This window comes from Paraburkholderia sp. HC6.4b (assembly GCF_014200875.1).
Classification (GTDB): Bacteria; Pseudomonadota; Gammaproteobacteria; order Burkholderiales; family Burkholderiaceae; genus Paraburkholderia; species Paraburkholderia tuberum.
Map to the genome: position 1 here is coordinate 167,626 of NZ_JACHDC010000017.1, position 13,235 is coordinate 180,860.

Annotated in this window: 11 protein-coding genes and 2 pseudogenes; 10 read left to right on the top strand and 3 right to left on the bottom strand. The window is 58.8% G+C overall.

What is annotated here, in order from left to right; all coding sequences use genetic code 11:
* Positions 1–180 precede the first annotated feature (180 nt).
* From HDG34_RS25180 to HDG34_RS25205, 6 genes and pseudogenes are all read left to right on the top strand, one after another.
* Entirely contained in the window at positions 181–396 is a 216-nt protein-coding gene (locus tag HDG34_RS25180) for a hypothetical protein (RefSeq protein WP_311734875.1), read from the top strand.
* 142 nt (positions 397–538) lie between these two features.
* The gene (gene nifV / locus HDG34_RS25185; protein ID WP_184063011.1) at positions 539–1,675 is read left to right on the top strand and encodes a homocitrate synthase; all 1,137 of its coding nucleotides are present in this window, start codon (positions 539–541) and stop codon (positions 1,673–1,675) included.
* Between the two features lie 42 nt (positions 1,676–1,717).
* Positions 1,718–2,074: a nitrogenase-stabilizing/protective protein NifW gene (gene nifW, locus HDG34_RS25190; protein WP_260321329.1), complete on the top strand. Its 357-nt coding sequence runs from the start codon at positions 1,718–1,720 to the stop codon at positions 2,072–2,074.
* Positions 2,071–2,553, top strand: a pseudogene (locus tag HDG34_RS25195) (electron transfer flavoprotein subunit alpha/FixB family protein); the annotation flags it as partial. The gene nifW and the pseudogene HDG34_RS25195, both read left to right, overlap by 4 nt.
* A gap of 172 nt (positions 2,554–2,725) precedes the next feature.
* Entirely contained in the window at positions 2,726–3,211 is a 486-nt protein-coding gene (locus tag HDG34_RS25200) for a hypothetical protein (protein WP_184063013.1), read from the top strand.
* Positions 3,212–3,441: 230 nt separating this feature from the next.
* Positions 3,442–3,590: pseudogene (locus HDG34_RS25205) on the top strand (IS3 family transposase); the annotation flags it as partial.
* 58 nt (positions 3,591–3,648) lie between these two features.
* Here HDG34_RS25205 and HDG34_RS25210 read toward each other — a convergent pair.
* Positions 3,649–4,596 carry a LysR family transcriptional regulator gene (locus HDG34_RS25210; protein ID WP_184063017.1) on the bottom strand — a complete coding sequence of 316 codons (948 nt, stop codon included), beginning with the start codon at positions 4,594–4,596 and terminating at the stop codon, positions 3,649–3,651.
* A gap of 512 nt (positions 4,597–5,108) precedes the next feature.
* Here HDG34_RS25210 and HDG34_RS25220 point away from each other — a divergent pair.
* The 3 genes from HDG34_RS25220 (at position 5,109) to nodU (ending at position 9,678) form a co-directional block, all read left to right on the top strand.
* Positions 5,109–7,121 (top strand): carbamoyltransferase, encoded by a 2,013-nt coding sequence (locus HDG34_RS25220; protein WP_184063019.1) that lies wholly within the window; start codon positions 5,109–5,111, stop codon positions 7,119–7,121.
* Positions 7,122–7,313: 192 nt separating this feature from the next.
* Positions 7,314–7,943 (top strand): nodulation methyltransferase NodS, encoded by a 630-nt coding sequence (gene nodS / locus HDG34_RS25225; RefSeq protein WP_184063021.1) that lies wholly within the window; start codon positions 7,314–7,316, stop codon positions 7,941–7,943.
* Positions 7,944–7,956: 13 nt separating this feature from the next.
* A complete protein-coding gene (gene nodU / locus HDG34_RS25230) occupies positions 7,957–9,678 on the top strand; it encodes a nodulation protein NodU (protein ID WP_184063023.1) in 1,722 nt (573 codons plus the stop codon).
* A 316-nt stretch (positions 9,679–9,994) separates the two neighbouring features.
* Here the strand turns inward: nodU and HDG34_RS25235 are convergent, their stop codons facing one another.
* Positions 9,995–10,321: an integrase core domain-containing protein gene (locus HDG34_RS25235; RefSeq protein WP_184063025.1), complete on the bottom strand. Its 327-nt coding sequence runs from the start codon at positions 10,319–10,321 to the stop codon at positions 9,995–9,997.
* A 223-nt stretch (positions 10,322–10,544) separates the two neighbouring features.
* Between HDG34_RS25235 and HDG34_RS25240 the strand changes: the two genes are divergently transcribed.
* Positions 10,545–11,369 (top strand): tyrosine-type recombinase/integrase, encoded by an 825-nt coding sequence (locus HDG34_RS25240; protein WP_409259553.1) that lies wholly within the window; start codon positions 10,545–10,547, stop codon positions 11,367–11,369.
* Positions 11,370–11,729: 360 nt separating this feature from the next.
* Here the strand turns inward: HDG34_RS25240 and HDG34_RS25245 are convergent, their stop codons facing one another.
* Positions 11,730–13,091 (bottom strand): ammonium transporter, encoded by a 1,362-nt coding sequence (locus tag HDG34_RS25245; RefSeq protein WP_260321336.1) that lies wholly within the window; start codon positions 13,089–13,091, stop codon positions 11,730–11,732.
* Positions 13,092–13,235 lie beyond the last annotated feature (144 nt).

Sequence of the window (13,235 nt, forward strand, 5' to 3'; positions counted from 1 at the left end):
GCCAGATTTTGCACGGACAAGATTCCCCTGTGAAACGTTGCCGCGCGGCAAAGCGTTCGTACCGCATCCGCATATAAACGTCTCAATCTAATGCACCATTACCTTGGGGGCCTGTAGAAATATTCGAAGGACATCACCCTCTTTCTGGCGCCCCACATCAACTCCTACAGGCGATTCCAGATCGGTACGTTCGCGCCGACCAAGGTCGCATGGAGCCAAGACAATCGGACGGTCGGTTTCCGCCTTTACGGCGAAGGCTCGGACGCCGTCCGCGTTGAGTGCCGCATTGGCGGTGCGGATCTGAATCCGTATCTCGCTTTTGCGGCCCTGATCGCGGCGGGTCTTGCGGGCATCGATCGAGCCACCTCCAGCGCTGCCGCATTGTCCGGAACGTAACATTCGCGACACCAACAATCGGACGATGCACCGCCATAACCCGACATTGTGCCGGTCAACATCCCGCAAATTGTGCTCCGACTGTAGATGCTCGCTTGGCACAACGCTTGCGATCCATCGCCGACAACTCAAGAGACCTGACATGCTCAATCCGATCATCAATGACACGACGCTTCGTGACGGCGAGCAGACCGCCGGCGTCGCGTTTCGCAGCGAGGAAAAATGCGCGATTGCCGCCGCACTGTCGCAAGCCGGCGTGGCCGAACTCGAAATCGGAATTCCTGCCATGGGCGAAGACGAAATGGCGTGCATCGCTGCAATCGTCGACCTGAACCTCGACGCCCGCCTGATGGTTTGGGGGCGCCTCACCGACGAGGATCTCACCGCGGCATTGCGCTGCGATGCCGATATCGTTCATCTCTCGGTTCCCGTTTCGGATATTCATTTGCAACACAAGCTGCGGCAGTCGCGCAGTTGGGTACTGGCGCAGATCGCACGCGTCGTCGACGAGGCAGCGAAAAACCATCCCAAGATTTCCCTCGGCATGGAAGACGCCTCGCGCGCGGATCCCTCATTTCTCATAGAAGTGGCTCAATGCGCGCAGCAGCACGGGGCCCAGCGCGTGCGCTTTGCCGACACTGTCGGTATCCTGGACCCCTTTAAGACCTTCTACGCCATTGCAGCGCTGCGCGTCGCCGTCGATCTGGAGATCGAAATCCATGCGCACGACGACCTCGGGCTCGCCACAGCCAACACACTGGCCGCCCTTGGGGCCGGCGCGACCCATGCGAGCACCACCGTCAACGGGTTGGGTGAGCGCGCCGGCAATGCAGCGCTGGAAGAAGTCGTGATGGGCGCGCGGCACCTGCTGCGACGAGACACTGGCGTCGACACCAGAGCGCTGCCCGACATTTCGTCGCTGGTCGAACAAGCCTCAGGCCGCGCAGTTTCCTTCAACAAGAGCATCATCGGTAGGAGCATCTTTACTCACGAGTCGGGCATTCACACCGACGGCCTCGCGAAGCACCCCACGACCTACGAGGGATTCGATCCGGCAGAGCTCGGCCGGCAACGGTCGACGATACTCGGGAAACATTCTGGATCTCAAAGTGTGCGTGAGGCCTACGACGCTCTAGGCGTGACGGTGTCGGAGCGGCTCATCCCGCTCCTGCTTGCGCGCATCCGCTCTTTCGTCACGCAGTACAAGCAGGCGCCGAATGCAAGCGATCTGCGCCGCTTCCTGACCCAAGTCCACAGCACGCGGGTGAAGGTGTCGTGAGTGTGGTGATGGCGGCCAAACTTGTCCAATAGAAGTAACGACATGCAAGAAGTTATCGAACAACTGCGTCACCTGTCGCCGGCCGAGGATTTCCTGCGATTCTTCGACATCGCATTCGGCGATAAGGTGGTGAACGTGAGCCGCCTGCACATCCTCAAGCGCTTCTTTCAGAATATCGAGCAACAGAAAGAACTGCCGCGTAACAACGCGACGGCCGTGCTCGCCGTCTATCGATGCTTACTGCAGAAGGCCTACAACGACTTCGCTGTATCCACGCCCGCGGAGCAAAAGGTCTTCAAAGCGTCCAGCCTGCGCGACGTGTCGCTGAAACTCGTGCACAAGATATTCGCTCGCCATCCTACATTGGAGGCGGACCTGTTGATGAAGAGAGCCCCTTGAACTCGCCCGCTGCCTCGGAAAAGAAGCCGGCCGCGCCGGTCAAACGGGCCGCCGGCCCTAACCTCGATCTGCCCGAACGTCTGAAAGCCTACCAGGGCGTCTGGGTCTTTCTCGAGCACGACCGCGGCCACGTGCATAGCGTGTCGTGGGAGCTGCTCGGTGAGGCGCGCAAGCCCGCCGACAAACTCGGCAGTCGTGTCGCTGTGGCCGTGCTCGGCGGTACCGACGAGCCGCTTGAGCAGTTTGCCAGTGAGGCGTTCAGTTTCGGCGCGGACAAAGCGTATGTGATTCACGACCCTGTGTCGCTCGGCTATCGCAACGAACCGTTCACGAAGGGGCTGACCGACCCGGTCAACAAGTACCGCTCCGAGATTCTGCTGCTCGGTGCAACCTCGATGGCCCGGGATCTCGCCGGATCTGTCGCAACGACGCTCTTGACCGGCCTCACCGCCGACTGCACTGAGCTGAACATTGACCCGTAGTTGCCGCATTCTGTGCACCGACCATCACAACCTCGAATGGGCGTGTCCGCGCAGCGAGCATCGCATCCAGTTCAGGTTCGCGTAGACAAACACATCCATCGTCACATCGGCTTCCGAGCGCCGCAAAAGCGGCCGGACGCCTCACCACTCACCATATCGGAGCAAATTGATGAATCTCATTACTGGTATCGAATCGACCGATCTCTTCGGCGGCAACGTTCCCTCCCCCGTGCTACAGCTGATCGAGAGAACCCGCGGCGGCAGCAATGACGATGTGGCCGCCGCGTTGTGGACTGCGGTCCTGTCGTACCCGCGCTGCCTGCCACCCTACTATCTGCTGTATAAGTTCCATGCGAACCGGGGTGAACTTGGCGAGGCGCAGGAGGTCGCGACCAAGGCTTTGGCGGTCGCCGCCCGGCAGGCGTCGCTCGACAGCGACTGGTGTGCGGTACAGCCGGGCGACACCGACTTCACCATTCCTGGTCCGGGCCGCTTCTGGCTCTTCACACTGAAGGCGCTCGCGTTCATCAGCGTGCGGCGCGGTGAGCGCGCCGTTGCACTGAAGCTGATCGCCAAGCTGCGCAGGCTGGACCCGATCGATTGCATAGGCTTGGACGTCGTGGAAGCCTTGCTCGCACAGTCCGGATCCCGATAATCGCCGCCGGAAGATCAACTGACAGATTGACAATATGTCCCCGGCATGGCTATGGCAGAACTCCATTGCAGTTCATGGCGATCGTTTCACTAGTCAAAGCCGACGCTCGCCGCACACTTCGCGCGGGCGCGCACGCCATGCCGTGGACGTTTTTCAGCGAGCCGTGGAAACCGGTAGCCCAGCGGTGCCGACAATTCGGCGTACATCCGATAAAGAGACCGCGTCGCAAGCAGGGGTTGCGTTGCAACCGGAAACGCAAATCAAGGCAACAACCAGATTGACACACGCCTTGCCGGTCGCGCCGAACCTGCTCGATCAGGCGTTTGCCGTCACCGCGCCGAATGAGGCCTGGTGTGCCGATACACGTTATATCGCCACAAAACCCTCGAAACCCCACAAATCCATGCCGCAAAAACCTTGCTGAAAGATCCCATTTCCTAACTTGGCTGGATTGGTCTTCGCGTGGTCTTAGGCAGAGGAATCATGCGTGACGCCTCCTCCAATATTATCTCCAGCATCCAATTGCTTGCCGGATCACTGTTGTGAAGGGCAGACCATTGGACGGCCTCGGTGAATGCGGGACGTGGCAGCGGAAGTTCGACGATCCGCAGAGGCATCGCTTTTTCGAAATACTTGACCAGCCTTAAGGGCATCGTCCCTATACGGTCAGTGTTTAATAGCATAGGCGGGATCATGCTAAAGCTCGGCACGATGACCTCGTCCCGTCTCTTGAGACCGTGCTGAAGCAAAAACCATTCCTCGATGGAGGGCTGCCGCGCACGCCCGAACTTGACCACAACGTGCCCCATCGACATATATCTCTCGAATGTGAGCTGCCCTGATAGCTGCTGGTTCGTGCGGCAGCCTACGCACACGAGCGTCTCCTCGAACAGCTTCGCTTTAGGGTGCGCGCTCGACATGAAAAATTCCGGCAAGATAAGAAAATCGGCTTCGCCGCGCCGGAGAACCTCATCGGGGTCATCGGCAAGTGGCAGCAATTCGAAACTGACGGCGGGAGCTTCCCGTGCAATACGCTCCACGATCTTTCGAAAAAATACGACTGTCATGAAATCGGAAAGAATGATCCTGAAGCGGCGATCCGATTTGGCTGGGTTGAACACGTCCTGGGAAATAACGGAGAGTTGGATGTGCACCAGAGCCTCCCGGACTGGAGCAGCGAGCCCTTCCGCACGCGGTGTTGGGACAAATTCCCGGCCCCTCATCGTAAATAGTTCATCGCAAAAATAGGCGCGTAGCCGGGCGACGGCCGCACTCATGGCCGGCTGGCTCAGGTTGATGCTGCGTGCCGCCGCGGTGAGATTACGCTCGGTCATCAGAGCATCGAGCGCGACGAGGAGATTTAGATCGAGGCCCTTGAAACGCATGATCCCAAGTTATCCATAATGTAGATGTCTTCCATCAAAACAATCGATTTTACGAATTGTACGGCATGGAGGATAGTGTTCCTGGTAGATCCATTTCAATTTCGCAACCTGCTGGCGCCTTCGTGGTGCCGGGATAGTGGATGAAGTGTGTCGTAAAACTGAGCAAAGCCGAGGAAATGACGTTGCAGCAGTTGTCGATCAATCACATGCATCGGGAGCCTCCTCGCGAACCCGCCGCATGTTTGGCAACGATTGGGGATTTCCTCGGGGTTCCAGCGCTTCAGCTTTCTGGTCGCGCCATCCTTCGTCGCCAAGAAACGCGACCCTGGACCAAACGGTACAGAATTTTCATGAATTGCGGCGCCATTTTGCAGACGGACCCTACGCGAGATTCTTTGGGCTGGTGACCTCTGACCGGTGTTCGCAGCGGCGAGCGATACCCTACCTTACCTATGTGGTAGGGGTTCGAGTTTTGCCAATAGGGGCTTCCTACCACGATGAAGGAGAGAAACATGCTGTGCTTAGGAGTGAGCGGCGGGCTAGACAAAGTTCATGAAAATTCACTCGAACTGCCGAACACATTTCTGCACGACGGCGCTGCGGTGCTTGTCCGGGACGGACGCGTAATAGCGGCCGTCGAAGAGGAGCGCCTCAACCGGATCAAGCACTCTAACAAGTTCCCGAGCAGTTCAATTCAATACTGCCTCGCATCCGCAGGGATTCAGCTCAGCGATATCGACCACATCGCGTTTTACGCTACCGAGGCCTATTGCAACGTTATGCTCGAACGCCTGTTCCTGTCCCAGCCGAACATCTCCATTCCGGTGGATGCCAAGCTGTTTCTGCGTAACTTACTAATGCGGGAATTCGGTACCGAGGTCGATCCTTCGCGAGTCTCATTCGTGAGTCACCATCTGGCGCATGCCGTGAGCGCGTTTGCGATGTCTGGATTCGAGCAAAGTCTGATCCTCGCGGTCGATGGCGGCGGTGATTTCCTCTCGGGGCTCTTGGCGCTCGGATCTGGAACCGAAATTACGCAACTCGCGACTTTCGCAGAGCATAATTCTCTAGGGCTGTTTTATCTCGAAACAATCCGGTATCTCGGTTACGGCTTGTTCGATGAATACAAGGTCATGGGGCTTGCACCTTATGGGGATCCCGCTCCCTATCGCGGGCTCTTCGAGCAACTCTATCAACTGTCCGCCAACGGTGAGTACCGCGTCTACCTGGACCGCATCGGTCCGACGTTGCTCCGCAGCATCCAGGTCCGGCGAAAGGGAATGCCATTCACACAGCAGCATCGAGATGTGGGTGCTTCATTGCAGGAAGCGCTGGAGCGGATCGTGTTTCACATTCTCCGCCATCATCGCGAGGTCACCGGTATGAAGCGGCTGTGTATAGCCGGAGGAGTAGCTCATAACTGCACCATGAACGGTAAGCTGCTGTATTCGGGACTTTTCGAAGACATCTTCGTGCAGCCCGCAGCGCATGACGCCGGTTGCGCATTAGGCGCTGCCCTTATGATGTCAAGCGACTTCGGTCGGCCCGCGCCGCGTGAGCGATTGCAGGAGGTTTATTGGGGGCCCGATCTTGGGAGCGATCTGGTCGTGGAGCAAGAATTGAATGCGTGGGTCGGACACCTCCACGTTGAACGCAGTGATGACGTGGCAGGCAGAGCAGCGGACTGGATGGCCAATGGTGCCGTGATCGGCTGGGTGCAGGGTCGTTCGGAGTTCGGGCCACGCGCGCTTGGCAACCGCAGCATTCTTGCCGATCCCAGGCCGGCCGCAAACAAGGACCGGATCAACGCCATGGTCAAAAAGCGTGAGGGTTACCGACCGTTCGCGCCATCAGTGCTCGAGGACGATGCGCACGAATTTTTTGACCTCCCAGAGGGCACCCGCGAATTCCCTTTTATGAATTTTGTCGTTCGCGTGCGCGACTCCAAGCGTGCCTTGCTCGGCGCCATCACGCACATTGACGGTACAGCGCGGCTGCAAACAGTATCGCGCAAGACCAATCCCGCCTACTGGGAGGTTATTAATGCGTTCAAGAAGCGGACAGGAATCCCAATTCTGCTCAATACTTCCTTTAATAACAACGCTGAGCCGATCGTAGATTCGGTTGCAGACGCAATTGCCACATTTCTGACGACAGAGCTGGATGGACTTGTGGTCGGGCCGTTCCTCGTCAAAAAGCGGCTCGCAACGCAGGAACATTGGACTGCGCTCGCGGTTTCACTGCCGCCCTATGCATCGCTCTATCGAGTCCGCGCTCACACAGCGCGGGATCGTCAGGAGACGGTGTGCGAAATTCGCACCGGCGGCTCCAACTATGACAGTGTGCGTATTTCACATGAGTTGTTCGATCTGCTGATGCGGATCGAAGGCGAAGCCGTGCTCGGACATCTTCTCGATTCAATTACGCCTGAGCAGACTCAACGGGAAGCCCTCGTCGAGGAGCTGCGCGGATTGTGGGAACAGCGTCGGGTTCGGCTACATCCCTCACGGGCGTTGTCACGGTAACGACGCGCCTCCAATGAGTTGCTGAAGGTCTGAAGCTAGGTAACAGCACTCGCGAGCTATTTTTCTAGAACGTTAAACAATAGCGTTTGGCCGCCGTGCAGTTCTTGTACCAACATGCCGGTGTCCAACGGAGCACCAGTCCCGGCCCAAGGTCCGGACACTTGCAGCGGCGCACCACAAAGGTAGGCGGAATTGACACATCAAACGAACTTCGAATTGCTGCGTCGGGAATTGGACGCAGAGGATCCATGGCGGCTCGACAGCAATCCCTTTGAGCACGAGCGCCACAGGCAAATGCTTCGGATGGCACTTTCGCAGGGATCCGTCACAAATGCGCTCGAAGTCGGATGCGCAGGCGGAGCCTTCACGGAAAAATTGGCACCGCACTGCCAACGGCTCACCGTGATCGATATCGTGCCACACGCAATTGCCAGGACACGCGAACGGATGATGGACCCACCACACATCAATTGGATCGTCTCCGATGTCCAGCATTTTTCGACTGAGCAACAGTTCGATCTGGTCGTGGTGGCGGAGGTTCTCTATTACCTCGACGGCAGCGCCGAGGTGCGTGCGGCTGTCCGCAATTTAGCACGGATGCTTGCGCCCGGAGGACAGCTGGTTTTCGGATCGGCACATGACGCCAATTGCCGGCGATGGGGCCACATTGCCGGAGCCGAGACGGTCATAGCCATCCTGGAAGAAGAGCTGGTTGAGATCGATCGTTTGAGGTGCGTCGGTCAGTCGTTGAATGAAGACTGTCTGCTCGCCAGTTTTCGGAACGCGGCTTCGCCTTCGTGCGGACCAACTTACCAGCGTTAGGCCGGGAGATATTATGCGCATCTGTGGGATCAAACTGACGCACGACGGAGCGATCGCCCTTGTCGAGGATGGAAAACTGGTTTTTTGCGTGGAGCAGGAAAAGCGAGACAACAATCCGCGGTATCAGGCGATCGACGACCTCGACGCGATCGCGATCGCATTGGCCGAGCATGGTTTCGATGCGCACGATATCGACCAGTTTGTCATCGACGGCTGGGACGGAGTAGTCGAGTCGCAGTTTCGGGTCCTGAGTGGGTCGATTCCCGTCAGCCTGAAAGGGGCCCCTTATGCCGAACGCCGAGCCGATGATCTTCTCGCTTCGCTCGACGGCTCCGGACTGCTTGTCGGCGGCCAGTCCTTTCCTTATAAAAGCTATCCTCACGTGTCAGGCCATGTGGCCTCCGCGTACTGCACCAGTCCCTTTGCCCAAAGCGGGCAACCTGCATTCTGTTTGGTGTGGGATGGTGGCATCGTCCCACGCCTCTATCATGTAGAACGCCACCACGCCCGCCATGTTGACTGCCTGTTCCCCGTGATAGGTCACATCTACGCTGCGGCGGGTCATCACTTTGGTCCTTATAAGAAGCCGGGCGGCGCCCGGTGGGATCTGGGTGTGGCCGGCAAGCTGATGGCTTACATCGCGCTGGGCTCCGTTGACGAAGATATCGTTGAGGTATTTCGCGAGCTTTATCAGGCACGCTTTGCTGGCGACACGGAGTGTGCGCAAGCTTATCGCGAGAACATCCACAGCGCGGATGCGTCACTAGCGGCTGTGGGAGAGTTCTTCGAAGCAAGCGCGCTGCGACTGGAAGCCAGGCCGCCCGAAGACGTACTCGCCTCGTTCCATGTATTCCTCGAGCGTCTTCTCGTTCATGAAATGGGTATCGCGCTGCAGCGCCATTCGATTGCGGGGCCGAAAAATTTGTGCATCGCTGGCGGATGCGGACTCAATATCAAATGGAACAGCGCCCTACGCGCGAGCGGTTTGTTCGACGCAATCTGGGTGCCGCCGTTTCCCAACGATAGCGGGTCTGCGATTGGCGCCGCTTGTTGCGCGCTGGCAGCCGAGAAGGGCTTCGTGCCGCTGGAGTGGTCGGTATATAGCGGACCGGCCTTAAAAGGTTGCCAAGTACCGCCCGGATGGACGGCGTCTGCTTGCTCCATTGCAGAACTCGCCAGCATACTCGCCAGTAGCGAGCCCGTCATTTTCCTTGCCGGCCGGGCCGAGCTCGGACCACGAGCATTGGGGGGCAGAAGCATTCTGGCCGCCGCGACTTCGTCCACAATGAAGGATCATCTCAACGACATCAAGTTTCGAGAGCACTTCCGTCCCGTAGCGCCAATATGCCTTGAGGATCGTGCGCCGACCATTTTTAGCCCGGGGAGCCCTGATCCCTATATGTTGTTCGATCATCAGACGCGCGCGGAATGGCGAGAAAAGATCCCTGCCGTCGTGCATCTCGACGGATCTGCCCGATTGCAGACCATTTCAAGAACTTCCGAGCATTCGGTGGCGCAACTTCTGGTCGAATACGAAAAGCTGACGGGTATTCCGTTGCTCTGCAACACGAGCGCCAACTATCACGGACGAGGTTTCTTCCCGGACGCTGCTTCAGCCTGTGCGTGGGGACGCGTCGAACGTGTGTGGTGCGATGGTTTGTTACTGACCAGGACTGGTCTGTCGCCGTCAGTCGACGAAACACTTTTCGCTACGTCACCGTTCGAAGATTGCTGACGTTGCAGCTCAGTGGTCAGTACGACGCGGCCAATTGTCCCGGCAGCTCGCTCTATCGCTACGGTCCGAAGACGATCAGCAGGCCGCCCTTGGCTCGATTTTCGCAAGCACTTATCCCCCGGGCGGAGGTTGCTCATCGACCCGCGGAACCTCGATGCCATCTTCTGAAATTTTCAAGGTAGTTGTCGCCTCAACGTTTGAGTTCAGACGGCCTTTCGCTCCTGCTGATCGCGCTGCGGAGTGCCTGGCAGGTTGTGAGTTCGATCCGGGTTCAGATGCTCAGCACTTACGCGCTGCCCGTTGCGCGTGCGGCCTTTCATCGCAGCGGATTGCGCTGCCGGGCAGTCTTGTAGAGCGCCATGCGCCGATCCAGAATGTCCTGATCAAGGTTGGCATGACGCTGCGGCGGCGTCACGAACTGGATCGCGCTGTGACGATGTTCGTCGTTGTACCCGCACACCAGTGCGCCCACCCAGCTGCGCGCGGCGAACGGGTATCGAACGCCTTGCGGGTAAGCGGGCCGGTACTTCATGGGCTTGAACAGCGACTCGGAACAGGGGTTGTCGTTGCTCACGCCCGGGCGACTCAACGACGGCATGACACCCAGCGCCTGGAGTGTGGCAAGCATCGCCGCGCCTTTCATCGGGCCGCCGTTATCCGAATGCAGAATCACCCGGTCAGGCTGTATCGCTTCACGCGGGCAGAGGTCCCTGAGAACCTCGCTGGTCAGCGCGCTGCTTTCCTCCGCATAGATCTGTCAACCCACGATCTTGCGAATACATCCAGAAACAGGCACAGATAAAAGTAATGCCCACGGATCGTCGTCGGCAAATACGTGATATCGCAGGAATACAACTGGTCAATATATTGCCATGCACAGCCCGGGGTGGAAAAACCCCAAGCACGCCGACCAGTGGACCAATACCCTCGACACTTACGCGATGCCCGTCATCGGCAAGCTCGATGTCGGGCTTGTCGATACCCAGCATATCGTGCAGATCCTGGAACCGATCTGGGTCAGCAAGAACGAAACTGCGTCCCGCGTACGCGGCCGCCTGGAGCGCGTGCTGGCGTGGGCCAGAACCCGCGGCCTGCGCACCGGCGACAACCCGGCGACCTGGCGTAATCATCTTGATACCCTGTTGCCCCGTCCCGCCTCGGTACAACGGCAGAAACATCACGCAGCCCTTCCCTTCAAGGACATCCACGCGTTTGTCACCGGGCTGCATGCGCAGCCCGGCGTGACGGCGCGAGCGCTCGAATTCACGATTCTTACTGCGACGCGCACCGGCGAGGTCATCGCAGCCACCTGGGAAGAGATCAATCTGCGGGAGGCGGTATGGATCATTCCGAAGACACGGATGAAGGCGAAGCGCGAACACCGGGTCCCGCTGTCCAGCCGCGCGATCGAACTTCTGACGCAGATGAAGAAAGCACGCAGGAGCGATTTCGTTTTCCCGGGATGGAAGGCGGGAACCGGCCTGTCGAACATGGCCATGCTTCAGTTGCTGCGCAAGGCAGGCTATCCGGAACTGACGGTTCACGGATTCCGCTCCACGTTCCGCGACTGGTGTGCCGAAATAACTGCCTACCCTCGCGAGCTCGCCGAAGCAGCGCTTGCGCATACGCTGAGCAACAAGGCAGAAGCCGCCTACTTCCGCAGCGACATGTTTGAGAAGCGGCGCAAATGATGCAGGCCTGGTGCCATTACATCAGCATGGCGCCAGCCGGAACACGGCAACCTCGCACCGCCGGACCCGACCGAGCCGCGGAGCCCTCGCGGGAGGTTGTTTCCGGCTAACGTGGAGCATGCATGCGACCATGCCTGGTTGTCCAAGGTGCGGTCGACATTTTGGGGCCACAGGACGGGAATTTTCGTTGCAGCTGCTGGCGAGATGGTCTCTCACCCTACGCTTGATTGCCGACGTCTATCGCTCGAATCAACATTCGTGACATGCAGCATAAGAGCCGGCACCTTTCATGTCCCTTGTCACCGGCCTCGTAGTGCCAATTTTTGCACCCCAAAGCCAGCTCCTTCACGCTGCCGAATGTCAGGAATGGTAGGCTGATTCCCCATGCGAACTGACATCGAGCCCTTCCCGCTCACCCTCCTGTTCGATACGCAGTCCGACCGTCATGTCGACCAGCTTGAACGCGACGATCGATACCACCGCCGACCAGACCAGGGAGATACCCACGCCCCAACACTGCGCGATTAACTGGCCGAACATATCGTAGTCGCCGACCTTGTTGGCGACATAATCGTAGACACCGGTGCCACCGAGTCCCGGCGATGCAAACACGCCCGTCAGCAGTGCGCCAACCACTCCCCCGAGACAGTGCACACCAAACACGTCGAGCGAGTCGTCGACACCAAGCAGACGCTTTAGCCCGTTCACGCCCCAGTAGCAGACGCCCCCGGCGATCAAGCCCATCACGATCGCCCCCATGGGCCCGACGTAGCCGCATGCGGGCGTGATCACGACGAGTCCGGCAATCGCGCCGGACACCGCGCCGAGCATCGACGGCTTCTTCTTCAGCACCCATTCCACCAGCGTCCACGATACGGTGGCCGAGCATGTGGCGAGCAGGGTCGTGATGAACGCCAGCGTGGCCGCGCCACTGGCTTCGAGGTTCGAGCCGACGTTAAAACCGAACCAGCCGACCCACAGCAGCGATCCGCCCACCATTGTCATCGTGAGGTTATGCGGTGCCATCGTTTCGCGACCGAAACCGGTACGCTTGCCGATCATGACCGCGCCGACTAGCGCCGCGATGCCCGCGTTAATGTGCACCACCGTGCCGCCCGCAAAATCGATCGCACCCTTCTGGAACAGGAAGCCCGCGGTCGCGGTCGCCTTTTCGCCCGCGGCAGCGCTTGTGTAGGCATCGGGACCAGGCCAGTACCAGACCATATGTGCAATCGGAAGATATGAGAACGTGAACCACAGCACCATGAAAAGCAGCACCGCGGAGAATTTGGCGCGCTCAGCGATGCCGCCGATGATCAACGCCGGGGTAATCGCCGCGAACGTCAACTGGAATGACACATAGATGAATTCCGGAATCACGACACCCTTGCTGAACGTCGACGCCGTCGAGTCCGGCGTAATGCCGGCAAGAAACGCCTTGCTCAAACCGCCGAAGAAGGCATTGCCCTCGGTGAAGGCGATGCTGTAGCCATACACGGCCCACAATACGCCAAGCAGGCAGAACACCACGAGTGTCTGCATCAGCACGGACAACATGTTCTTGGCACGCACCATGCCGCCGTAAAACAACCCGAGGCCCGGCGCGGCCATCATCACGACGAGCAGAGTGGCGACGATCATCCAGGCGGTATCGCCCTTGTTCGGCACTGGTGCGGCTGCGGCGTTCTGCGAGTACACCGGCACAGCGAACGCCAGCATCATGAGTAACGCAAAAACCCTGTTCAGTCTTTTCATTGCGCGATCCTGTAGAAAACGTCGAAGCGTGCTCGTGCGCGATGGACCATGCGCAAGCAGGCGGTGACCGTGATGAGTGTGGGGTAAAACAGAATCCAATGGCGACTGCTA